Genomic DNA, 22,971 nt, shown 5'->3' with positions numbered 1-22,971 from the left:
AGTTCCTCTGCTCTTAGCTCATTGACAGCAGCTGGTTAGCGCGTTGTTCGTTTTCATCGACGCTGGAGATGACTTTCATTTGCATCTCAAAGCGGCGTGCGTTGGCGATCATATCGACCATGGTCTGGCTGGAGCTGACGTTGCTGCCCTCCAGTACGCCAGGCATCACCTGAATGGTCGCATCGGCCTGCAGGGTTTGCGCTGCGCCGGTCGGACGGAACAGGCCGTCGTCGCCGCGAGTGACTTCCGAGCTGGTGGCTTTTACCAGCTTCAGACGTCCCAGCTGGACAGTGGCGTTCGGCGGATCGCCAGGGTTCAGCGCGGTAATCGTACCGTCAGCGGCAATGGTGATTTCCGAGCCTTGCGGTACGGCAATCGGTCCGCCGTCGCCCATCACCAGTTTGCCCTGGATGGTGAGCTGTCCGGCCGGGTTCAGCTCCATGTTGCCGTTGCGGGTGTAGGCCTCAGCGCCATCCTGAGCCTGCACGGCCAGCCAGCCATCCTGACGAACGGCGACGTCCAGCGAACGTCCCGTGTAGTCCATCGCGCCCGGGGTCATATCTGAGCCCGGCGTCGAAGCCGTCACCAGCGTACGGGTCGGCAGTGACTCGCCCTGCACCGGCACGGCGCGCAGCGCGTTCAGCTGCGCACGGAAGCCAGGCGTGGAGGCGTTGGCCAGGTTGTTCGCCGTGACTGCCTGCTGTTGGAGGGTCTGACTGGCAGCCCCCATTGCGGTATATATCGCGTGATCCATTTGACTCCCCTGTTAGCCGAATTAACGCAGGTTGACCAGGGTGTTGAGGATCTGGTCCTGTGTTTTAATGGTCTGGGCGTTAGACTGATAGTTACGCTGTGCCACAATCATGTTGACCAGTTCTTTACTCAGGTCGACGTTGGAAGACTCCAGCGCGCCTGCGGTCAGCGTACCCAGGTTACCGGTGCCCGCCAGGCCAACCAGCGCCTGACCAGAAGAAGCCGTTGCTGACCACACGTTGTTGCCTTCAGACTTCAGGCCTTCCGGGTTAGCAAAGTTAGCCAGGGCGATCTGACCCAGGGTCTGGGTTTTCTCGTTGGAGTAGTTACCTACTACCGTGCCGTCGTTGTTGATCTGGTAGCTGGTCAGTTCGCCCGGCTTGTAACCATCCTGCGTTGGGTTGCCGAAGGTGCTGGTGCCGGTGTTCTGCTGCTGGCTGCCCGCCATGTTCAGCGTGAAGTTAGTGGCAGCAGAACCGTTCAGGCCCGCCAGCGTAATCGCCTGCGTCGCGGTGGATGTCATCTGGCCGCTGGTATCAAAAGTCATGTTGAACGTGCCCACGTCAGCGGTTGGGTTCGCCGAGCTGCCGTCCTTCACGTTCACCGTCCAGGCGTTGTCAGCCGTTTTGGTGAAGTACAGGTTCAGGTTGTGCTCGTTACCCAGCGAGTCATAGGTGGTCATTGACGCTTTGCTGTTGTAAGAGCTGGTGTTGTTAATATCCAGCGGCGTGGTCGTCGGCACGCTGTCGGTTGAGTTCAGGTTAGCTACCAGTGCCGCTGCGCTGGTGGATTTCGCCGCCATCGCCGTGGTTGGTACGCTCAGCGCAACCGGGTTAGCACCGGTCTGCACGGTTGGCGGCGTGCCGGTTGCCGGATAACCGGTCAGCTGCAGGCCGTTGGCGTTAACGATGTTACGGTTAGCGTCCAGCGTGAACTGGCCGTTACGGCTGTAGTAAACCGCGCCGCTGGCGTCAGCCATACGGAAGAAGCCGGCCTGGCTGATTGCCACGTCCAGGCCACGGCTGGTAGAAGTGGTCGTACCGTCGTTAAAGTCCTGGGTTACCGCAGCTACTTTTACGCCCAGACCGACTTTAGAATCGGCGAACATATCAGCGAAGGAAACGGTAGCGGATTTAAAACCCACCGTTGCGGAGTTGGCGATGTTGTTGCCGATAACGTCCAGGTTGCTGGATGCTGCGTTTAAACCGCTGACTGCCTGAGAAAATGCCATGTGTGTATTCCTGAATCGGGGTTAAGTTAAATAATCTGACGAACATTCGCGATGGTGGTCTTACCCATCGTGCCGAGGTCGAGAACGGCACCGCTGGTGTCGTTAGTAACCCCATTGACTAATGCATAATTCAGCGGCTGCGCGACCAGCTGTCCGGTAGCGTTGCTGGCGCTGATGGCCACGTTATATTTGCCGTCGCCTGCGGTGGTGCCGTCTGCTGACGAACCATCCCAGGAGAAGGTGTGGACGCCGGCGCTGAGCGCACCCAGGTTAATGGTTTGCACTACCTTGCCAGAAGGATCGGTAATGGTGGCGGTGGTCGCCGTTGAAGCCTGTTCCAGGCTAACGCCAAACGGCGTGGTCTGACCGCTGCCGACCAGCACCTGCGAGCCGTTAACCATCACGCCTTTGCCGATCAGGGTGGAAGCCTGCAAAGACTGTCCGCTGTTGATCTGGCCGGAAATCGATCCCAGCGTGGTGTTCAGTTTTTCAATGCCGCTCAGGGTATTGATCTGTGCCAGCTGTGTAGTCAGCTGGCCGTTATCCATTGGGTTCGTCGGATCCTGGTTTTTTAACTGCGTGACCAGCAGGGTCAGGAAGTTACTTTGCAGGTCGGCTGCCGTTTTATCGGTAGTCGACGACGAAGAAGTAATAGCTGTGTTGTCAAGTGACTCATTAACGCCAACGGTAATGCCCATCTGTCTGTTCCTTATTGACCCATCGTCAGGGTTTTCATCATCATTTGTTTAACGGTGTTCAGCACTTCAACGTTGGCCTGGTAACTGCGCGACGCCGACATGGTGTTAACCGTTTCCCCGACCACGTCCACGTTTGGCATCTTGACGTAACCTTTCGCGTCGGCCATTGGGTTGCCCGGTTCGTAAACCAGCTTCGCTGGCGTAGGATCGTCCACTACCTGCGCGACGCGTACGCCGCCGGTCGCTGCGCCTGGCGCCGCATCGGTCTGGAAAACCACCTGCTTCGCCACGTAAGGCTGACCGTCCGGCCCGGTTACGCTGTCGGCGTTGGCCAGGTTACTGGCGCTGACGTTCAGACGCTGCGACTGGGCAGCCATTGCCGATCCGGCGATATTAAAAATGTTCAGTAAAGCCATTTATTATTGCCCCTGTAATACGGACATCATGCCTTTGATCTGGCCGCTGATAAGAGTCAGATCCGTTTGATACTTCAGGCTGTTATCGGCAAATTCGGTACGTTCGCGGTCCATATCCACCGTGTTGCCATCCAGCGAGGGCTGGGACGGCACGCGGTACATCAGATCCATCGATGCCGGTGCAGAAGACTGCGCAGCAATATGGCGTGACGAGGTGACCGCCAGCGACATGCCCGTTCCCTGCGCTCGCCCCTGCTCCATCACTTTGCTCAGCTGGCTGGCGAAATCGATATCGCGCGCCTGATAGCCTGGCGTGTCCGCGTTAGCGATATTGGATGCCAGGATTTCCTGCCGCTGTGCACGCAGGTTAAGTGCTTCAGTGTTAAACCGTAGGGCTGCGTCGAGTTTGTCGAGCATGTTTCCTCCGCAATTGAAAATTCAGTGGGGAGAGAATAAGCGGGTTAGGATTAATCCGATCGGCAGAATAGCGCTAAAAAGCGTCGTTAATTTGCGCCTTGACTTTGCGGCCCCGTGCGTAGAATCGTCGCCATGTTGCAGCGAGGATGAAAAATATGCGTGTGTTGACTCTCTTCCTGATGAGTCTGAGTCTGGCAACGGTTAGCGCCAGCGCCGCCGACCTGACGGCCCAGCTCAATCAATTTTTTAAAGCCCGCTATGGGGAAACCGGCCAGGGTGCCGATACCCTGAGCGTGGTAGTGAAAACGCCGCAGGGGCAGTGGCCCGCCTGTGATGCACCGCAATTTTCCTTACCGGGCAATAGCCGGATGTGGGGCAACATGAGCGTGGCCGCCAACTGTGGCCAGAACCGGCGCTATCTACAGGTACAGGTGCAGGTTGAAGGCGATTATCTGGTGGCGGCTCGTCAGGTCGTGCGCGGTACCGCGCTGACCGCGGACGATTTAAAAGTGGTGCATGGCCGTCTGGATACGCTGCCGGCGCGTGCGGTGATCAATATGGCCGACGTGGCCGACGCTGTCGCGCTGCGGGACATCGTGCCCGGCCAGCCGCTGACGATGATGATGGTGCGCCAGCCGTGGCGCGTGAAGGCCGGCGACAACGTCAATGTTATCGCCAGCGGAGACGGTTTTAACGTCGCCAGCGAGGGCCGCGCCATGAACAACGCCACGGCGGCGCAGCCGGTCAGAGTACGTATGAATTCAGGGCAGATTGTGAGCGGGAAAGTCGGCTCCGATGGGAATATTCTTATATCGTTGTAAAGCGTTAAAGATGGCTTCATCTCTGCCGATAGTGTAAATAACAGACGTAATACACTTGAGCAATTCAGGCCGCTATTTGCCTGAGCAAACTGGAGCCAGATTATGAGCATTGACAGAACTCAACCTATGAAGCCGGCCAGTACCGTGCAGCCTCGCGATCTTCCTGAAATGGCTACGCCGAAGGCGCAGAAGGTAGAGACAAAAACAACCGAATCAGGTACCCAGGTGGTACTGAGCGGCGCACAGTCACAGCTGACTAAATCCAGCTCGCAGGATATTAATACCGCGCGCGTTGAGCAGCTGAAGACCGCCATCCGTAACGGCGAACTGAAAATGGACACCGGCAAAATCGCCGACGCCCTGATCCAGCAAGCCAAAGACTCTTTAAAAGGTTAATCAGGTAAATGACTAAACTGTTGAACGCGCTCGATAAAATGCTGGAAGTCCTGAAAAGTCTGTCTGACGTAATGGCGGCAGAGCAACAACAGCTCTCGAGCGGTCAGATCAACAGCAGCCTGCTGCAACGTATTACGGAAGATAAAAGTTCGCTGCTGGCCACGCTCAATTTCCTTGAGCAGCTGCGCCGCGATGCGGAGAAAGAAGCGGGCTTCCACGCGCCCTACAGCGGTCAGCCGGAAATGGCTCGTCGCTGGGCTGCACTACAGGAGCAGACGGTAAAACTGCGCGATACTAATTTGCATAACGGGATGTTGCTTAACCATCAAATCACCTTTACGGAAAAGGCGATTGAGGTATTAAAGCCCTATCAGACCCAGAAGTTTTATGGCCCGAACGGCCAGGCAACTTCAAGCGGCTTTATCAGCCGTAAGGTATAAAGCGCCGTCACTACCCCGGCCTGCGCCGGGGTTTGCGTTTTATTGAGTGCAGAAGCTAAAAACCCCGTTTTGCAACGGGGTTTTGCTTTATATGGCCGTAGTGCGGGCGAAATCCTTAACGCGGAAGCCCAGCAGCGCCAGCACCGCAAAGTAGACGCCGCCGCCAACGGCGCAGACCGCCGCCAGACGCAGCAAACGCATCAGCATATTGCCCTGCGCCCATTCCGGCATGACCCACATCATCCCTGCCAGCGCGGCCGCCATAGCGATAACCGCGATAACCAAACGCAGCAAAAAGCTGAACCAGCCAGGCTGTGGCAGAAATATTTTCTGTTTGCGCAGCTGCCAGTAAAGCAGCGCGGCGTTCAGACAGGCCGCCAGACCAATCGACAGCGACAAACCGGCATGTTTCAGCGGGCCGATAAAGGCCAGGTTCATTACCTGCGTCATAATCAGCGTCACGATGGCGATTTTGACCGGCGTTTTGATGTCCTGCCGCGAATAAAAGCCCGGCGCCAGGATTTTCACCACGATCAGCCCCATCAGGCCGACCGAATAGGCGACCAGCGCGCGCTGGGTCATGGCCGCGTCAAACGCGGAGAATTTCCCATACTGAAACAGCGCGACGGTCAGCGGCTTAGCGAGGATCCCCAGTGCAACCGCGCTTGGCAGCGCCAGCACGAAGCAGAGGCGCAGTCCCCAGTCCATCAGACGGTTATATTCATCGTGATTATTGCTGGCGAAGCTTTTGGCCAGCGAGGGCAGCAAAATGGTGCCCAGCGCCACGCCCAGCACCCCGGAAGGAAACTCCATCAGGCGGTCGGCGTAGTACATCCAGGAAACGGAACCGGAAACCAGAAATGAAGCGAAAATAGTGTTGATAATCAAGGAAATCTGGCTGACGGACACGCCCAGGATCGCTGGCCCCATCTGGCGCATCACCCGCCAGACGCCCGCATCCTTCAGGTTAAGGCGCGGCAGCACCAGCATGCCAATTTTCTTTAAATGCGGCAGCTGATAGCCCAGCTGTAAGACGCCGCCGACCACCACGGCCCAGGCCAGCGCCATCACCGGCGGGTGGAAATGCGGGGCCGCGAACAGCGCAAAGCCGATCATGCTGATGTTCAGCAGCGTCGGCGCAAAGGCCGGCACGGAAAAGCGGTTCCAGGTATTCAGGATCGCGCCCGTCAGCGAGGCCAGCGAAATCAGCATGATATAGGGAAAGGTGACGCGCAGCAGCGCTGAAGTCAGCGCAAACTTGTCGGCCGTATCGGCAAAGCCGGGCGCGGTCACTAAAATCACCCAGGGCGCGGCAAACATCCCGGCCACGGTAATAATCGCCAGCGCCAGCGTTAACAGCCCCGAGACGTAGGCGATAAACACCCGCGTCGCCTCCTCGCCCTGCTTGCTTTTGTACTCCGCGAGGATCGGCACAAAGGCCTGAGAAAAGGCGCCTTCGGCAAAGATGCGGCGCAGCAGGTTCGGCAGTTTAAAGGCGACAAAGAAGGCGTCGGTTGCCATTCCCGCGCCGAACACTCTTGCCACGATGGCATCGCGCGCAAAGCCCAGCACGCGAGAAAACAGGGTCATCGAGCTGACCGCTGCCAGGGATTTCAACAGGTTCATGATCTTCGATTCTTTTAAAGGAGGTGGCGCGCCACGGTTATCATCCGGCCGCTTCAGACGGCGCGAAAGCTGGCATAGTCTACTGATATGCCGTGAAATAACCACATCCTATTGTTACAGCATTATTCCCTGTCGCTGTCGCGCCAGAGCTTTTCAATGACGCGCTGCGCCGCCAGCGCCTGCTCGCCGGAGGTTTGCGGCATAGTCTGATTTTGCGCGCAGTCGATAAAATGGCGCGCCGCGCCAGCAAACCCACGCTGCTCCAGCGTGCTCTGCCAGCCTGGAACGGGATCGATAACGAGGCGACCGGCCGTTTCCTGCCGTAGCTCCCGCATATCGTCAACCTGCCAGACGCTGCCGTCCGCTATCGCCATCACCGATTCGCGCTGGGTGCCCGCCCGACGGTGCATACTGGTGGTGATTTGCAGCTTGTCGACCTGAAAATGGTGCTCGGCATAGAGCATTTCGCCGTCGTCATTGGTCAGCAGCGTACCGCTTTGCAGTGTCGCCCCGCCGCCACCGAGCCACAGCGCGGTATCCACGACGTGCAGATAATCGTCCAGCAGCGTAAAAAAGAGATCGCGCGGGCCGACGCTGTCGCTGCGGTGTTTGTCCATGCGCAGCGAGGCCAGACCGCCCAGCGCTTTTAGCTGCAGATAGCGAGGCGCAAAGCGGCGGTTGAACGCCACCATCAGCTTGCGGCCACGCTGCTGCGCCAGCGCCACCAGCTGTTCGGCTTCGGCAAGCGTTGCCGCCAGCGGTTTATCGACGCAGACATCCTTGCCCGCCAGCAGCAGCTGTTTAACGATGCTGAAGTGCGTGGCGGTTGAGGTATGCACAAAGATCGCGTCACAGTCGTTAATCAATCCATCCAGCGTGGCATAAAGAGGAATACGCCAGCTGTCGCAAATAGGGCGGGCCTTCTGCTGATTAGGGGAAAACGCGCCCGCCAGCCGCCAGCCCTGCGCGTCAGCCAGCACCGGAAGCCAGGCTTTCTGCGCAATATTGCCCAGCCCCACCATACCTATACGCAACGTCATATCAGGATCCTTTCAGCAATTGAGCCAGCTGCCGCTGCATTTCCGCCATCTGGCGCTCGAGTTCCGCCACTCTTTCTGTCAAATCGCCGCTTTCTGGTGCGTCTGAAGAGGCGGGCAACGCGGCCTCATCCACCTCGCCGCTGAACAGATGCATATAGCGGCTTTCCCGCTTGCCTGGCTCACGCGCCAGCCGGACGACAAAGGGGCCGTCCTCGCGCGCGGCAAGATTTTCCAGCGTCCGCTCAAGCTCAGCCATATCGGCAAATTCATGCAGCCGGGCGCTGCGCGTGCGCAGTTCGCCCGGCGTTTGCGGGCCGCGCAGCAGCAAAGTAGCCACCAGCGCCAGCTCTGCGGCAGAAAATTTGAGCTGGCCGAACTCGCTGTTGCAGAAGCGGTGCTCATATTTCACCACTCTCTGGCCGGATCCGCTAAACGAGGTAACCAAATGCTTTTTCGCCAGCATGTCCAGCGCATCCTGCACGCCGGTTTCAGCCAGCGTCATCACGGGTTCGCGGTTCGATTTCTGGTTACAGGCCGTGACCACGCCGTTCAACGACATGGGATACTGATCGGGCGTCGTCACCTGCTTTTCCAGCAGGCAGCCAATAATGCGCGCCTCAACGGGCGAAAGAAGAATTTTCATCAAAGAGGTCCACGTCGTTCGGGTGTCCATTCTCTGGCGGTCAGCGCGGTCAGCACGTGATCCTGCCAGCGTCCGTCTATCAGCAGATAGTCTTTGGCATAGCCCTCTTTTTCAAAGCCGAGCCGGGCCAGTAAGTTGCCGCTGCGCTGATTATGCGGCATGTAGTTCGCCATAATTCTGTGCATATGTTGCTGGCGCTGCATATAACGAATAGCCGACTGGAGCGCCTCGAACATCATGCCCTGTCCCTGCCATTTCTGCCCCAGCGAATAGCCCAGATAGCAGGCGTGAAACGAGCCGCGCACCACGTTACTGAAGTTGGCCACGCCGCGCACTTCGTTTTCGTCCGGATCCATCACCGCAAAATAGTAGGCGTTGCCCTGCTTATGCATATCGGTGATCAGCCCCAGCCGCGCCTGCCAGCCGGAAGGATAGCAGTGGCTTTCATCCCGAATCGGCTCCCAGGGCTTAAGAAATGCCCGGTTTTCCGCATAGTAATCCGCCAGACGCCAGGCGTCTCTCTCGTGTACCAGGCGCACGACCAGCCTGTCGGTAGTCAGGCGCACTTTAGGGGCTGCGGAACGATAGCCAAACATCTTCTCTCCTGAATTCAGCCGATCATAAATAAAAGCGCCGCGTTGCGTCGACGGCACGTCTTTTTACTATAACCGCCTGATTGCAGTCGGGTAAAATAATGCCGGGAAATATTCCCGTTGTGAATGGCGGAAACGGCTGAAACGCACGATAGCTGGCGCACCGGTTTGCCCTGTCAGCCGTTCTCTTCCATACTCCCTGCATACATTAAGAAGGTTAATGGTATTTGCCGTTACCTTTATCGCTGTAAGGAGGCACTTTTGAAACTGTTTATTTACGAACACTGTCCGTTCTGCGTAAAGGCACGCATGATCTTTGGCCTGAAAAACCTGCCGGTCGAACTGGTGGTGATGCTGAATGACGATGAAGAAACGCCGAAGAAGCTGATCGGACAAAAAATGGCGCCGATCCTGATGAAAGAAGACGGCAGCTGCATGCCGGAAAGCCTGGATATCGTCGCCTTTGTTGATAAAAGCGACGGCGAGCCGCTGCTGACGGGCCGTCCTAATCCCGCGATCAGCGACTGGCTGCGTCACGTTAACAGCTATCTGAACAAGCTGCTGCTGCCTCGCATCGCCACGGCATCCTTTGCCGAGTTCGCCACGCCCGAAGCGCGCCGCTACTTCACGGAGAAAAAAGAAGCCAGCGTCGGCAGCTTTGACGAGCTGAGGCAGCATTCCGCAGGCTTTATTAAAAATATCAATGACGATCTGCGCAAGCTCGACAAGCTGATTGTGAAGCCCAACGCGGTGAACGGCGAGCTGTCGCTGGATGATATCCACCTTTTCCCGGTGCTGCGTTCCCTGACCCTGGTAGCGGGCGTCGACTATCCCAGCCGCGTGGCTGACTATCGCGACAATATGGCGAAACAGACGCAGATCAATCTGCTTTCTTCCGTGGCTGCCTGATCTTCCGGGGCCGTTTTCACGGCCCCGCCTTATTTCGTCACAACTTTTCCCACCAGCCGGGTGACTCTTTGTCATTTGTCGGGCAAGCTATCGCTGCGCGTCAGAAGGGGTAACTGACGTCATAACGTGACGAGGAGCACTATGAACAATCTTATGCGGGGCGCGATGGCCCTGATGCTGGCGCTGAGCCTGGCGGGCTGCAACAAGCTGACTCAATATTCCGTCAGCGAGCAGGAAGTAAACCAGGCGCTGCAAAAGCATAATAATTATGAAAAGCAGATTGGCGTGGCCGGGCTGATCGATGCCCATATTGTCCTGACCGATCTCAACAGCAAAATCGGACGCGAAGAGGCGGACAAAGTCACGCTGACCGGTAAAGCTACCGTGGACATCAGCTCGCTGTTCGGCCCACAGCACGCGGAAATGCTGCTGACCATGAAGGCGCAGCCTGTTTTCGATAAGGAAAAGGGGGCAATCTTCCTGAAAGATATGCAGCTGACCGACGTCCAGGCGCAGCCCGCGAAAATGCAGGGCGTGCTGAATACGCTGACGCCCTACCTGAATCAGTCGCTGAAAGAGTATTTCAATCAGAAGCCGGCTTACCTGCTCAGCACCGATCGCAGCAAGGCGGAGTCGATGGCGAAGCGTTTCGCTAAAGGTCTGGTAGTGAAGCCTGGCGAGCTGGTGATCCCATTTACTGATTAACACCTCAGGGTTTCCCAATTGCTGCGGGAAACCCTGATTTATTTCTCCGCCGCCTTTATAAAGCAGGTGCAAACGCTATGGGAAACCCTGGCCCATTTCGCTGCCGCCCTCATAAAGCAGGTGCAAACGTTTGGCTTTCCCTTTATCCTTGATACCCGGCCAAATCGCGCCATACGATTTCACTTCTGCCGGAGCCTGTTCATGACTGCACACCCTCAGCAACTTATTATCCGCCGCCCTGACGACTGGCATATCCATCTGCGAGACGATGAGATGCTGAAAACCGTGCTGCCCTTCACCAGCGAGGTCAACGGTCGGGCAATCGTTATGCCTAATCTGGTGCCGCCGATTGTCAGCGTAGCCGCCGCCGTGGCCTATCGCGATCGCATCCTGGCCGCCGTGCCGGAAGGCCACCGTTTTACGCCGCTGATGACCTGTTATCTGACCGATTCGCTGGCTGCGGACGAGGTCGAGAAAGGCTTTAGCGAAGGCGTGTTTACCGCTGCCAAACTTTATCCCGCCCATGCGACCACCAATTCCAGCCACGGCGTGACCAATATCGATGCCATCGCCACCGTGCTGGAGCGGATGCAGAAAATCGGCATGCCGCTGTTGATCCACGGCGAAGTGACCGATGCGCACATCGATATTTTCGATCGCGAGGCACGCTTTATCGAAACCGTGATGGAGCCGTTGCGCAAACGCTATCCGGCGCTGAAAGTGGTTTTTGAGCATATCACCACCAAAGAAGCCGCTGAGTACGTTCAGGAAGGCAATCATCTGCTTGGTGCTACCATCACCCCGCAGCACCTGATGTTCAACCGTAACCATATGCTGGTGGGCGGCGTGCGTCCGCATCTTTACTGTCTGCCCATCCTGAAGCGCAACGTGCATCAGGAAGCACTGCGCAAAGTGGTCGCCAGCGGCCACGAACGCTTCTTTTTGGGAACGGACACCGCGCCGCACCTGCGTCATCGTAAGGAGGCCAGCTGCGGCTGTGCAGGCGTGTTTAATGCCCCTTCTTCCCTGCCCGCCTACGCCACCGTGTTTGAAGAGCTGGGCGCGCTGGCGCATTTCGCCGCGTTCTGTTCCGAGAACGGCCCGCGCTTCTACGGCCTGCCGCTGAATGAAGGCACGCTGAAGCTGGTGCGTCAGCCGTGGACGGTGCCGGAGAGCGTCATGCTGGGCGAAGACACGCTGGTGCCTTTCCTGGCTGGCGAAACGCTGAACTGGCGCGTCGAGCTGTAATTCAGACAAAATGATTGCTTCCGCCGATCTTACTGTATATATTCACAGTGAATTCATCGGAGGCTTTTATGCGTATTGAAGTCACTGTAGCAAGAACCACCTCGCTGCCCGCTGGCGCCATCGATGCGCTGAGCGCCGAGCTGAGCAAGCGAATCGACAAACAATTTCCTGAATCCGCCCACAGCGTTTCGGTACGCTACGCCGCAGCCAATAATCTGACGGTGATGGGCGGCGGTAAAGAGGCAAAAGACCAGATTACCGATATCCTGCAGGAAACCTGGGAAAGCGCCGACGACTGGTTTATCACCGACTGATCGACGTCCCGTGGTCTTTCCGTTTTTTGCCGGGCTTCGCCGTCCGGCTTTTTTCTTTTCTCCCCTCTTTGCTCCTGACGGAATCTGGCTATAGTAGAGTGACCAAATATGCGTTGCTGCCGCTGGCTAAGAGGTCTGCCATGAATGTTGAAAATCCTGAAGAAGCGATGACGTTTGGCGAGCTGCTGGCGCTGATCGCCGATCAACAGCGCCGCCTGAGCGTGCTGGAAGTTGCTTTCTCCTCTCTCTCTTTGTGCCTGGATGAACAGGCCGCGCTGCGGCTGGTCGACAAGCTTCGTCTGGAAGCGACCCGTTCAGATTATGATGAAAATAAGCGGCAGCACTTCGCCGCGCTGGCCGATGAGTTAGCCAAACGAGCCGGGTGAATAATATTTACTCAAGTATTGTTATTTCGCTGCCGATATTTATTATATCGGGAGCACCCGCTCTTAGTTTCTGCGTACGCAATCCCGTAACAATTAAAGGCAATCGGCTCAGATCGACATTTCATTCTGCGAACATTGGAATTTCTGTTATAATTTTCCTGTTCTATGAAAAAAAGCCGCATTGAACCTCGATAAATCACTTCGTTGTCATTGTTAACACGAGTAATAAGGGGGTTATAATGGACAGAAACAAAGAGGTTATCCAGACACATCCCCTCGTTGGGTGGGATATCAGTACCGTAGACAGCTACGATGCTATGATGATCCGTCTGCATTCACTTTCATCAAATGAACAGCCAGACGATGAAGCTGAAGTGGGCCAGACCTACTGGCTGACCACCGATGTTGCCAGACAATTTATCTCCATTCTCGAAGCTGGCATAGCGAAGATAGAAGCTACTGAATATCAGGATCGCGACTACAAAAAGCACTAATTTCGTCCGCGTTGACCTGAAGGCACCCAGATGGGTGCCTTTTTCATTTCTGCCGCATTTTTTTTCATTCCAGCCGCATTTTGCTATTCTGCCTGCCTGTATAACCGATGGAGCCAGGTACTGATGGTTTATGACTTAATTGTGGTGGGCAGCGGCTCGGTAGGTGCAGCGGCCGGCTGGTACGCCACCCAGGCGGGACTGAATGTCCTGATGATCGATCGGGCGCATCCGCCCCATCGCGAAGGCAGCCATCATGGAGACACGCGTTTAATTCGCCACGCTTACGGCGAAGGCGCCCGCTACGTGCCGATGGTATTGCGCGCTCAGCAGCTGTGGGACGAGCTGGAGCAGCAGTGCGGCGAGCGAATTATGCAGCGCAGCGGCGTGCTGAATCTTGCGCCTGATCGTTCCGAATTTATCCGCAACGTGCGGCAGAGCGCCGAAACCTATAGCCTGCCGGTGGAGATCTTCAGCGGTGAAGATGCCATGCGGCGCTGGCCGCAGCTGGCCGTCCCTGAAAACTATACGGGGATTTACGAGCCGCAGTCCGGCTATCTGAAATCCGAACTGGCTATTCGTCACCTGATCCGCCTGTGCAAAGAAGCGGGCTGCGCGCAGCTGTTTAACTGCGCGGTCACCGGGCTGGAGGAGCGTGACGGCCTGCAAGTCGTCCAGACCCCGGAAGGCGCCTTCCGGGGCAAAAAGCTGCTGCTGAGCGCCGGAACCTGGATCAAAACGCTGCTGCCGGAACTGCCCGTCACCCCTGTCAGAAAAGTCTTTGCCTGGCATCAGGCGGACGGCCGCTACAGTGAAAATAATAAGTTTCCCGCGTTTGCCGTGGAAATGCCGGACGGCACCCATTTTTATGGATTTCCTGCTGAAAACAACGCGATCAAAATCGGCAAGCACAACGGCGGTCAGCCGATTAGCGCGCCGGAACAACGTAAGCCTTTTGGCGCCGTTGCTGAAGACGGCAGCGAACTCTTCGGATTTTTACGACAGTTTTTACCCGGCGTAGGCGTTTGCCTGCGTGGTGAAGCCTGTACCTACGATAATACGGCGGACGAAGATTTTATTATCGATACGCTGGGAGCAGACAGGTTGATTATTAGCGGGCTAAGCGGACACGGATTTAAATTCGCCACGGTATTGGGTGAAATCGCCGCGCAATTTGCTCAGGGAAAAACCGCAGAATTTGATTTAACGCCCTTCTCACTTTCCCGCTTATAAATAAAAAAGGCGGCATCGTTAAATGCCGCCTTTCCATAACGCTAATTATTTCCAGCCGTCATCTGATAACGGCGAGAAATATTATTTAACCGACGCCGCCGCATCTTTCTTTTGCTGACGCAGACGGAGTTTTTTCACCAGCTTGTGCGCTTCCGCTTCGCTGCCAACCGCAGGCGCTGAACCGGTCAGCGGCTTACGTGCCGTTTCACGCATGGTAAAGACGGTGATCACGCCGATTGCGCCAGCGCCCATCAGATAGTAAGCCGGCATCATCAGGTTATGCGTCGTTTCCACCAGCCAGGTAGTAATCAGCGGCGTGGTGCCGCCAAACAGCGAAACGGACAGGTTAAAGCCGATCGCCAGCGCGCTATAGCGAATATCCGTGGCAAACAGCGCAGGCAGCGTGGCCGGCATCGAGCCGCTAAAGCAGGTGTGCAGCACGCCAAGGATGATCAGCCCGGCAAACACCAGCCACATATTACCGGAACCAATCAGCATCATGCTTGGGATAGCCAGCACAATCAGGCCGATAGCGCCGCTTAAAATAACCGGACGACGGCCCAGGCGATCGTTCCAGTGCCCGGAAAACAGCGTCAGCGGCATCATCACAAACATCACCACCAGGATCAGCAGCAGGCTGCTCATCTCGCTCAGGCCGAGGATACCGGTCAGGTAGCTTGGCATATAGGAGGTCAGCATGTAGTTGGAGACGTTAAACAGCAGCACCAGGCCAATACATTTCAGCATCTGGGCGCGATATTTGCTCAGCATTTGCAGCAGCGTCAGACGCGGCTTGCTGTGTTCCAGCGCGTCCTGCTTTTCCATATGCTTCTGGAACGCCGGAGTTTCTTCCAGCTTCAGACGGACATAGAGACCAAACAGCCCCAGCGGCGCGGCGATAAAGAACGGAATACGCCAGCCCCAGTCCAGTAGCGTCGCCTCCGGCATCGCCGCCGTCAGGCCGGTGACCAGCCCTGCGCCGAGCAGATAGCCGCCTAACGTGCCGAACTCCAGGAAGCTACCCATAAAGCCGCGACGGTTATCGGTAGAGTATTCGGCGATAAAAGTCGCCGCGCCGCCATATTCACCGCCGGTGGAGAAGCCCTGCACCAGGCGAGCGACCAGCAGCAGAATTGGCGCAAGAATACCGATGCTGTCATAGCTGGGGATCAGGCCGATACAGAAGGTACCGATAGCCATCATAATCATGGTGACGGCCAGCACTTTCTGCCGTCCAACTTTATCGCCCAGCGGCCCGAACACCAGCCCACCGATAGGACGCACCACAAAGGCTGCCGCAAAGGCACCAAAGGCGGCAAGCAGCTGGGCCGCCGAACTGCCGCCGGGGAAGAAGACCTTACCAATAGTCACGGCCAGATAGCTGTAGACGCCGAAGTCGAACCATTCCATCGCGTTACCGAGCGCGGCTGCGCCTACGGCACGCTTCAGCATGTCGTTATCCACGATGGTGATATCGTCTACGGTGAGTTCTTTCTGTTTTTTCTGCCAGAAGTGCTTTTTATGTCTGTTTTCTGAGTGCGTGCTCATGCAGTCCCCTTAATGAGAATGACTGGCAGCATCATAGCTTTCGTTGCCGGTGGAGCCTGTAGAGAAAGAAGGGAATGAAAGCTATAAAGCAGCGAAGATTAAAAGTACGGCGCTTAAAAACGTTTCTTTACGGGAATTTACTCTATACGACAGTCTTCTTTTTATCAAGTTTGTGACAGAAATTGCTGTAATAGCCATTTTAATACTGTGCGTATCGCGTTGTGGGGCCGGAAGGCAGCAGGACGCCCTGCCTGAAAAAGCCGTGCTGATGCGCTACTGACTGCTGAGATTGACATTCTTTACGGGCTTTCAGTATGTTGTAACTATATGTAGACAACAAAACGTTAGCGCAATGTTAGCGAGGCAAAAAAGTGAGAAAACAGGGAATTGCCGCCGTTACCGGCTGAAAGAGCAAAAAAGGCCGGTAAAACCGGCCCTGAATGCTGCCTGACGGTCACTCAGTTATCGGGCGTTGGGATTTTTAGCGTCATATTCAGCAAGCCGCGCGACTTGTTGAAAATTTTATTGCCGTTTTCCCGACCGGCGCGACGCGCCCGCTGTTCTTCCGGCGCCAGCGCCAGCTCTTCCATACAGATTGGGCTACAGCAGTCGTGATACTTTTCCGCACAGCTGGCGCACTGAATAAACAGCAGATGGCAGCCGTCGTTTTTGCAGTTAACGTGCGTATCGCAGGCCGTGCCGCACTGATGGCAATGCGCAATAACATCATCGGAAATACGTTCGCCCATGCGCTCATCAAAAACAAAGTTTTTGCCCTTGAAGCGTACCGGCAGCCCCTGCTCGCGTGCGCGACGCGCGTATTCGATAATGCCGCCTTCAATGTGATAGACGTTCTCAAAACCGTTGTGCCGCATCCAGGCGCTCGCCTTTTCACAGCGGATCCCGCCGGTGCAGTACATCACAATTTTTTTATCTTTGCTGTCCTGCAGCATATCCACGGCCATCGGCAGCTGGTCGCGGAAGGTATCCGCCGGGATTTCCAGCGCGTTGTCAAAGTGCCCGACTTCATACTCGTAGTGGTTGCGCATATCGACAAAGACCGCATCCGGATCGTCCAGCATGGCGTTGACCTCGCCCGCTTTCAGGTAGCCGCCGACGTCGCTGGCATCGAAGGTTTCGTCTGCGATGCCGTCAGCAACGATGCGCTCGCGCACTTTCAGACGCAGCACCCAGAACGATTTTCCGTCATCGTCGAGCGCTATATTCATTCGCAGGTTATCCAGCGCCGGGTCGAAAGCGTAAAGCATCGTCTTCATCGCTTCATAATTGCTGGCCGGCACGCTGATTTGCGCATTGATCCCTTCTGCGGCGACGTAAACGCGACCAAACACTTTCAGTTTGGTTAAGGCGATATAGAGCGCGTCACGAAACGCTTTGGGATCGGTGATGGTGAAATACTTGTAAAAAGAGACTGTGGTACGCGGCTCGGTCTCGGCCAGCATCCGCGCTTTCAGCTCTTCATTAGAAACAAGGTTATGTAACACTGGCATGGTGTACGTTCCTGCGACTTTTGAGAAATTTTGCGGGCGATATCATACCTGAATAGCGCCAGAAGCAAACCAAAATCGGGACGCAGCGTAAAAAATTTGTCTCAGGAAAGTTAGAGCCTTGCAACAGGCGGAAAAGCATATCCGGACCAACATCACAAAAAAATCCGCCTATAGTTAGCCTGTTCCGACTTAATTTTTTACGGAGATATTGCATGAGTCAGCTATTTACCCCAATCGAGCTGGGCAAGTTAACGCTTAAGAACCGTATCGCCATCGCACCGATGTGCCAGTACTCCGCCGAGCACGGCAAAGCCACCGCCTGGCACCGCATTCATCTGGGTCATCTGGCGCTCTCCGGCGCCGGCCTGCTGATTGTCGAAGCGGCGGCCATTGAAGCCGCCGGCCGCATTACGCCGCAGGATTTAGGCCTGTGGGATGACGAAACCGAACAGGCGCTGGGCAGCGTGCTGCAGGATGTACGCAGCTATTCCACGATGCCGATTGGTATCCAGCTGGCCCATGCCGGCCGCAAAGCCTCTACCGATGTGCCATGGCGCGGCGGCGGTTTCCTGCAGCCGGAACAGGGCGGTTGGCAGACCTCCGCGCCTTCTGCGGTGCCTTTCAGCGATGACGATAACGCGCCGGTTGCGCTCACGCTCGAACGTATTGAAGAGATCAAACAGGCCTTCGTCGACAGCGCTGTTCGTGCCGATCGCCTTGGTCTGGATCTGGTGGAAGTTCACGCCGCGCATGGCTATCTGCTGCATCAGTTCCTGTCACCGCTTTCCAACAAGCGCGAAGACCAGTACGGCGGCTCGCTGGAAAACCGTATGCGCCTGACGCTGGAAGTGTTCCGCGAGGTGCGTCGCGTATTCCCGGCAGACAAGCCGGTTGGCGTGCGTATTTCCGCTACCGACTGGGTAGACGGCGGCTGGGATCTGGCGCAGTCCATCGCGCTGAGCAAAGCGCTGGAGGCGGAAGGCTGTGCCTATATCCACGTGTCCAGCGGCGGCCTGGCACCGCAGCAGAAAATCACCGTCGGCCCGAACTATCAGGTGCCTTTCGCTGCGGCGATTAAAAAAGAAGTCGCCATCCCGGTGATTGCGGTCGGGCTGATTACCGAACCGCGCCAAGCGGAAGCGGTGCTGGTGGAAGGTGAAGCGGATATGGTCGCGCTGGCTCGCGGTATGCTTTATAACCCGCGCTGGCCGTGGCATGCCGCCGCCGAGCTGGGTGCGAAGGTGGACGCGCCAGAGCAATACTGGCGTTGCGAACCCCATGAAGTCAAAGGGCTGTTTAATTCGTAGTCCCTGTTAACCAGCGCGCGCCCGCGCGCTGGTGTTTAAACCTTCTGAATCTCAACGCATTATTTCAGTTCGCTGTCAAAAAATGGCACAATAGGTCATAAATAATAAATCCCGGGCAGCATAATGGTGCCCCTTTTTTACGATCTGGAAACTCATGACTCAGCTGCCTCAGTTTTCGCGCGCTTTGTTGCATCCCCGTTATTGGTTTACCTGGTTGGGTATTGGTCTGCTCTACGTGCTGGTGCTGTTGCCCTATCCCGTGCTCTATCGCCTCGGTTGCGGCCTGGGTCGTCTTTCCATGCGTTTTATCACTCGCCGCGTGGCGGTAGCCCGACGCAATCTGGAACTTTGCTTCCCTGAAATGCCGGAAGCGGAGCGCGAGGCGATGGTGGTTCGCAACTTCGAATCCGTCGGCATGGGCTTAATCGAAACCGGCATGGCCTGGTTCTGGCCCGACTGGCGCATCAGCAAATGGTTTCAGGTCAGCGGTCTGGAGCATATCGACAAAGCGCATCAGGAAGGCAAAGGCGTGCTGCTGATCGGGATGCATTTTCTGACCCTGGAACTGGGCGCCCGCATCTTCGGCATCCATAATCCCGGTATCGGCGTTTATCGTCCTAACGACAACGCGCTGCTGGACTGGCTGCAAACCTGGGGCAGAATGCGATCCAATAAAAGCATGTTGGATCGCAAGGATCTGAAAGGCATGATCCGCGCGCTGAAAAACGGCGATATTATCTGGTACGCGCCCGATCATGACTACGGCCCAAAAAGCAGCGTGTTCGTGCCCTTTTTCGGCGTGGAAAAAGCGGCTTCCACCAAAGGCAGCTATCTGCTGATCCGCAGCGGCCAGCCCGCCGTGATCCCTTTTGTGCCGCGTCGCTTACCGCACGGCAGAGGCTATGAGATGGTGATCCTGCCGGCGGAAGAGAATATGCCGCTGGATGATGAAGCTGCTACCGCCGCGCGAATGAATAAAGTCGTCGAGCACGGCGTGCTGATGGCGCCGGAGCAGTATATGTGGCTGCACCGCCGCTTTAAAACGCGCCCCGCAGGCGAACCCTCTCTGTATTGATGCTCCGGGCGGAACCGACCCCGCCCGTTTCTCAACCACGGCTCAATCCTCCCGCGTTTTCCCCGGCGGGTGCTATTAAGTCGTGCGCTTTAGGCGCATACTTAGTCTGCTAACAAACTGACCAGGCTGCGCTTATGGCTGTGACCGATGCTTCCCCTTCCCCGATTAACTGGCAAAAAAACCTCTTTGTCGCCTGGTGCGGCTGTTTTCTGACCGGCGTCGCCTTCAGCCTCGTGATGCCCTTTCTGCCGCTTTACGTCGAGCAGCTTGGCGTAACCGATCCGCAGTCGCTGAATCTTTGGTCGGGGGTGGTATTCAGCATTACCTTTTTGTTTTCCGCTGTCGCGTCGCCATTCTGGGGCGGGCTGGCCGATCGTAAAGGCCGCAAAATCATGCTGTTGCGGTCGGCGCTTGGCATGGCGATAGTGATGGTGCTGATGGGGATGGCCACCTCCATCTGGCAGTTTCTGGCGCTGCGGGCGTTGTTAGGTCTGCTGGGCGGTTTTGTGCCCAATGCCAACGCGCTGATAGCGACTCAGGTGCCGCGGAAGCGAAGCGGCTGGGCGCTGGGCTGGCTGTCGACGGGCGCGGTTAGCGGCGCATTGATCGGCCCACTGATTGGCGGATTGCTGGCCGACAGCTTTGGCCTGCGCCCGGTGTTCTTTATTACCGCCGCCGTGCTGTTTCTCTGTTTCCTGATGACGCTGTTTGCTATCCGCGAAACCTTCGTGCCGGTACAGAAGAAAGATATGCTGCACGCCCGTGACGTTTTTAGCTCTTTAAAACGGCCGAAGCTGGTGCTGGCGCTGTTTGTCACCACGCTGATTATTCAGGTTGCTACCGGATCTATCGCGCCTATTCTGACGCTCTACGTGCGGGATCTGGCTGGCGATATCCAGAATCTGGCGTTTGTCAGCGGAATGATTGCCTCGGTGCCCGGCGTCGCTGCGCTGCTCAGCGCGCCCCGGCTGGGTAAACTGGGCGACCGTATCGGGCCTGAGCGTATTCTTATCGCCATGCTGGTGGTTTCCGTGCTGCTACTGATCCCGATGTCGCTGGTGCAGACCCCTTTGCAACTGGGGATCCTGCGTTTTCTGCTGGGCGCGGCCGACGGCGCGCTGCTGCCCGCGGTACAGACGCTGCTGATCTATAACGTCAGCAATAGCGTCGCCGGACGTATCTTTAGCTATAACCAGTCATTTCGCGATATTGGCAACGTTACCGGGCCGCTGATGGGCGCGGTGGTTTCGGCTCACTGGGGGTTTCGTGCGGTGTTTATCGTGACGGCCGCCATCGTGCTTTTCAATGCGGTTTACTCATGGCGGACGCTGCGCCGCCGCGTGACGAGACCGGACGCGTAAACTATAACGCGCCCAGGAAATTACCTATCGTGTCGGCAAGCTCGCGGATACGCGGCTCGCAGCGGCGATAGTAGGTCCACTTGCCGACTTTGCTCGCCTCCAGCAGGCCCGCTTCCTGAAGCACCTTCAGGCAGAGCGAGGTGGCGGGCTGCGATAAGCCCGCCTTGTCCTGAATCAGGCTGGCGCACACCCCGTAACGGTCGAAGTCATACAGCTGGCTATAGCCGGCAAAGGCTTCATCAGGGTTTTTCAGCCAGGCCAGCACGGCCATGCGTGTCGGATTGGCCAGCAGCTTCATCGCGTTTTCAGGGGTCATCCAGCCTCACAAAATCAGGAACCGTAAAAAGGATAGTCAGTATACCCTTTACGCGTGCCGCCATATAGCGAAGCGGCATCCACGGCGTTCAGCGGATAGCCGTGGCGAAAGCGTTCCGGCAGATCCGGGTTGGCGATAAAGGTTCTGCCAAAGCCAAACAGATCGCCCCAGCCCTGTTGCAGCACGTGTTCTGCCTTTTCCTGGGTGTAGCGGCCGGAATAGATAATTGGCCCGCGCCAGGCTTTACGCAGCGCAATGCGGAAGGTTTCCGGCAGATCGGGGCTGTTATCCCAGTCGGCTTCTGCGATTGACAGATAACCGATCTCAAGCGTATTCAGCATCTCTGCCGCTACGGTGTAGGTAGTCTGCGGATCGCTTTCCACCAGGCCCAGGTAAACCCGCTCTTCATCCGTACTGGTAAACAGCGGTGCAAAGCGTACCCCGACGCGATGGCTGCCAAACACGGAACTGACCGCTTCGGTAACTTCTTTCAGGAAGCGCAGCCTGTTTTCCAGCGAGCCGCCATATTCATCGGTGCGGAAATTGCTGTGTTCGGAAATAAACTGATTGATCAGGTAGCCGTTGGCTGAATGCAGCTCAACGCCGTCAAACCCGGCTTCCTTCGCGTTTTGCGCCGCCGTGCGGTACAGCTCGACAATCTCTTTGACTTCGGCGGTGGTCAGTTCGCGCGGCGCATCCGGCGCGGTCAGGATGCCTTCGCCCGGTCCGGTTTCGATAAAGACGCGTACGCCCGTTGCAGGCACGGCAGACGGCGCCACCGGCGGCTGCTTGCCCGGTTGCAGTTCGCTATGTGAAACGCGTCCCACATGCCACAGCTGGCAAAAAATTGTTCCGCCTTCCTGATGGACGGCTGCGGTGACCTTTTTCCAGCCCGCAATCTGCTCCGCGCTGTGGATACCTGGCGTCCAGGCGTAGCCCTGCCCGCGCGGTTCAATCTGCGTGCCTTCCGTGATCATAAAACCGGCGCTGGCGCGCTGGCGGTAGTAGTCCACCATCATCTCGCCCGGCACGTTGCCCGGCTGGTCGCTGCGGCAACGCGTCAGCGGCGGCAGCACGATACGGTTACGTAAGGTCAGATCGCCAATTTGCAAAGGCGTAAACAGGGTTTGCTTGCTCATGATTCCACTCGCTCAGGTAATAAGAGCCGCTATTATATTTAAACATTTAAATGTGTAAATTCATTTTGTGCTGTTGATGAAATATTAGCGATGCTTCAGCCAATCATCCGGGTAACCCATTGATATCGTTCGTATGTGGAGGAATAAGCCGTTTTGTGCAGGTTTTATGCTAAAACTGTTTAAAGTTTTTTCAGGGTGTGACGATAAATAATACAGACGGTGACGGGCATCCTGGCGCCGTATCCGAACCCTGGTTAAACTTTAAGGAAACGATTATGTCCGTTATCAATACTAACATCATGTCCCTGACCACTCAGAACAACCTGAACAAATCACAGGCTTCTCTGAGCACCG

The 22,971-nt window shown here is 56.5% G+C and carries 26 protein-coding genes; 13 read left to right on the top strand and 13 right to left on the bottom strand.

What is annotated here, in order from left to right:
• Positions 1-13 precede the first annotated feature (13 nt).
• The 5 genes from QCD69_RS15990 to flgB are packed head-to-tail and all read right to left on the bottom strand — an operon-like array spanning position 14 to position 3,515.
• Positions 14-754, bottom strand: a complete 741-nt coding sequence (locus QCD69_RS15990) for a flagellar basal body rod protein FlgF (RefSeq protein WP_253454604.1) — start codon at positions 752-754, stop codon at positions 14-16.
• Positions 755-775: 21 nt separating this feature from the next.
• Positions 776-1,984, bottom strand: a complete 1,209-nt coding sequence (gene flgE / locus QCD69_RS15985) for a flagellar hook protein FlgE (protein ID WP_253454605.1) — start codon at positions 1,982-1,984, stop codon at positions 776-778.
• 26 nt (positions 1,985-2,010) lie between these two features.
• Positions 2,011-2,682 (bottom strand): flagellar hook assembly protein FlgD, encoded by a 672-nt coding sequence (gene flgD, locus QCD69_RS15980; RefSeq protein ID WP_253454606.1) that lies wholly within the window; start codon positions 2,680-2,682, stop codon positions 2,011-2,013.
• Positions 2,683-2,693: 11 nt separating this feature from the next.
• A complete protein-coding gene (gene flgC / locus QCD69_RS15975; RefSeq protein WP_253454607.1) occupies positions 2,694-3,098 on the bottom strand; it encodes a flagellar basal body rod protein FlgC in 405 nt (134 codons plus the stop codon).
• Positions 3,099-3,101: 3 nt separating this feature from the next.
• Positions 3,102-3,515, bottom strand: a complete 414-nt coding sequence (gene flgB, locus QCD69_RS15970; protein WP_125290789.1) for a flagellar basal body rod protein FlgB — start codon at positions 3,513-3,515, stop codon at positions 3,102-3,104.
• A 155-nt stretch (positions 3,516-3,670) separates the two neighbouring features.
• Between flgB and flgA the strand changes: the two genes are divergently transcribed.
• From flgA to flgN, 3 genes are all read left to right on the top strand, one after another.
• Positions 3,671-4,336, top strand: coding sequence for a flagellar basal body P-ring formation chaperone FlgA (flgA, locus tag QCD69_RS15965; RefSeq protein ID WP_253454608.1), 666 nt, complete (start codon positions 3,671-3,673; stop codon positions 4,334-4,336).
• Between the two features lie 102 nt (positions 4,337-4,438).
• Entirely contained in the window at positions 4,439-4,732 is a 294-nt protein-coding gene (gene flgM, locus QCD69_RS15960) for a flagellar biosynthesis anti-sigma factor FlgM (RefSeq protein WP_125290791.1), read from the top strand.
• Between the two features lie 8 nt (positions 4,733-4,740).
• Positions 4,741-5,172, top strand: coding sequence for a flagellar export chaperone FlgN (gene flgN / locus QCD69_RS15955; protein ID WP_125290792.1), 432 nt, complete (start codon positions 4,741-4,743; stop codon positions 5,170-5,172).
• 87 nt (positions 5,173-5,259) lie between these two features.
• On the opposite strand, the gene murJ is transcribed toward flgN, so the two are convergent.
• The 4 genes from murJ to rimJ all read right to left on the bottom strand — a co-directional run bounded on the left by murJ (position 5,260) and on the right by rimJ (position 9,077).
• Entirely contained in the window at positions 5,260-6,798 is a 1,539-nt protein-coding gene (murJ, locus tag QCD69_RS15950) for a murein biosynthesis integral membrane protein MurJ (RefSeq protein WP_253454609.1), read from the bottom strand.
• 122 nt (positions 6,799-6,920) lie between these two features.
• The gene (locus tag QCD69_RS15945; RefSeq protein ID WP_253454610.1) at positions 6,921-7,838 is read right to left on the bottom strand and encodes a Gfo/Idh/MocA family protein; all 918 of its coding nucleotides are present in this window, start codon (positions 7,836-7,838) and stop codon (positions 6,921-6,923) included.
• A 1-nt stretch (position 7,839) separates the two neighbouring features.
• Entirely contained in the window at positions 7,840-8,481 is a 642-nt protein-coding gene (locus QCD69_RS15940) for a DUF480 domain-containing protein (RefSeq protein WP_253454611.1), read from the bottom strand.
• On the bottom strand, positions 8,481-9,077 hold the full coding sequence (rimJ, locus tag QCD69_RS15935) for a ribosomal protein S5-alanine N-acetyltransferase (RefSeq protein ID WP_125290796.1): 597 nt from the start codon (positions 9,075-9,077) through the stop codon (positions 8,481-8,483). The genes QCD69_RS15940 and rimJ overlap by 1 nt, the downstream gene beginning before the upstream one ends.
• Before the next feature lie 258 nt (positions 9,078-9,335).
• Here rimJ and grxB point away from each other — a divergent pair, with 258 nt between their 5' ends.
• The 7 genes from grxB (at position 9,336) to solA (ending at position 14,360) form a co-directional block, all read left to right on the top strand.
• Positions 9,336-9,983 (top strand): glutaredoxin 2, encoded by a 648-nt coding sequence (gene grxB, locus QCD69_RS15930; protein ID WP_253454612.1) that lies wholly within the window; start codon positions 9,336-9,338, stop codon positions 9,981-9,983.
• A gap of 141 nt (positions 9,984-10,124) precedes the next feature.
• Positions 10,125-10,688 carry a lipoprotein gene (locus QCD69_RS15925; protein ID WP_301252709.1) on the top strand — a complete coding sequence of 188 codons (564 nt, stop codon included), beginning with the start codon at positions 10,125-10,127 and terminating at the stop codon, positions 10,686-10,688.
• A 201-nt stretch (positions 10,689-10,889) separates the two neighbouring features.
• Complete coding sequence (pyrC, locus tag QCD69_RS15920; RefSeq protein ID WP_301252707.1) at positions 10,890-11,936, top strand: dihydroorotase; 1,047 nt, start codon at positions 10,890-10,892, stop codon at positions 11,934-11,936.
• A gap of 68 nt (positions 11,937-12,004) precedes the next feature.
• Positions 12,005-12,250, top strand: a complete 246-nt coding sequence (gene dinI / locus QCD69_RS15915) for a DNA damage-inducible protein I (RefSeq protein WP_125290800.1) — start codon at positions 12,005-12,007, stop codon at positions 12,248-12,250.
• Positions 12,251-12,390: 140 nt separating this feature from the next.
• Positions 12,391-12,636, top strand: a complete 246-nt coding sequence (locus QCD69_RS15910; protein ID WP_253454615.1) for a hypothetical protein — start codon at positions 12,391-12,393, stop codon at positions 12,634-12,636.
• A gap of 239 nt (positions 12,637-12,875) precedes the next feature.
• Positions 12,876-13,130: a biofilm formation regulator BssS gene (gene bssS, locus QCD69_RS15905; RefSeq protein ID WP_125290802.1), complete on the top strand. Its 255-nt coding sequence runs from the start codon at positions 12,876-12,878 to the stop codon at positions 13,128-13,130.
• A gap of 123 nt (positions 13,131-13,253) precedes the next feature.
• On the top strand, positions 13,254-14,360 hold the full coding sequence (gene solA, locus QCD69_RS15900; protein WP_301252706.1) for an N-methyl-L-tryptophan oxidase: 1,107 nt from the start codon (positions 13,254-13,256) through the stop codon (positions 14,358-14,360).
• An 81-nt stretch (positions 14,361-14,441) separates the two neighbouring features.
• Here the strand turns inward: solA and proP are convergent, their stop codons facing one another.
• Both proP and trhO read right to left on the bottom strand, forming a co-directional pair.
• Positions 14,442-15,908, bottom strand: coding sequence for a glycine betaine/L-proline transporter ProP (gene proP / locus QCD69_RS15895; protein WP_301252705.1), 1,467 nt, complete (start codon positions 15,906-15,908; stop codon positions 14,442-14,444).
• A 458-nt stretch (positions 15,909-16,366) separates the two neighbouring features.
• Positions 16,367-17,419, bottom strand: coding sequence for an oxygen-dependent tRNA uridine(34) hydroxylase TrhO (gene trhO / locus QCD69_RS15890; protein ID WP_253454619.1), 1,053 nt, complete (start codon positions 17,417-17,419; stop codon positions 16,367-16,369).
• Between the two features lie 212 nt (positions 17,420-17,631).
• Here trhO and QCD69_RS15885 point away from each other — a divergent pair, with 212 nt between their 5' ends.
• The 3 genes from QCD69_RS15885 to mdtG all read left to right on the top strand — a co-directional run bounded on the left by QCD69_RS15885 (position 17,632) and on the right by mdtG (position 21,162).
• The gene (locus QCD69_RS15885; protein ID WP_253454620.1) at positions 17,632-18,726 is read left to right on the top strand and encodes an NADH:flavin oxidoreductase/NADH oxidase; all 1,095 of its coding nucleotides are present in this window, start codon (positions 17,632-17,634) and stop codon (positions 18,724-18,726) included.
• Between the two features lie 154 nt (positions 18,727-18,880).
• On the top strand, positions 18,881-19,801 hold the full coding sequence (locus QCD69_RS15880) for a Kdo(2)-lipid IV(A) acyltransferase (protein ID WP_301252704.1): 921 nt from the start codon (positions 18,881-18,883) through the stop codon (positions 19,799-19,801).
• Between the two features lie 134 nt (positions 19,802-19,935).
• Positions 19,936-21,162 (top strand): multidrug efflux MFS transporter MdtG, encoded by a 1,227-nt coding sequence (mdtG, locus tag QCD69_RS15875; RefSeq protein ID WP_253454622.1) that lies wholly within the window; start codon positions 19,936-19,938, stop codon positions 21,160-21,162.
• Between the two features lies 1 nt (position 21,163).
• On the opposite strand, the gene QCD69_RS15870 is transcribed toward mdtG, so the two are convergent.
• Together QCD69_RS15870 and QCD69_RS15865 are read right to left on the bottom strand one after the other, a co-directional pair.
• Positions 21,164-21,478: an ArsR/SmtB family transcription factor gene (locus QCD69_RS15870; RefSeq protein WP_253454623.1), complete on the bottom strand. Its 315-nt coding sequence runs from the start codon at positions 21,476-21,478 to the stop codon at positions 21,164-21,166.
• Between the two features lie 14 nt (positions 21,479-21,492).
• The gene (locus tag QCD69_RS15865) at positions 21,493-22,617 is read right to left on the bottom strand and encodes an alkene reductase (protein ID WP_253454624.1); all 1,125 of its coding nucleotides are present in this window, start codon (positions 22,615-22,617) and stop codon (positions 21,493-21,495) included.
• Positions 22,618-22,971 lie beyond the last annotated feature (354 nt).

Origin of the sequence: Erwinia sp. PsM31, from assembly GCF_030433775.1 — a bacterium.
In the GTDB taxonomy this organism is placed as follows: Bacteria; Pseudomonadota; Gammaproteobacteria; order Enterobacterales; family Enterobacteriaceae; genus Erwinia; species Erwinia aeris.
The sequence above is the reverse complement of the archived record's forward strand: the minus strand, read 5'-3'. Positions and strand labels throughout refer to the sequence as shown.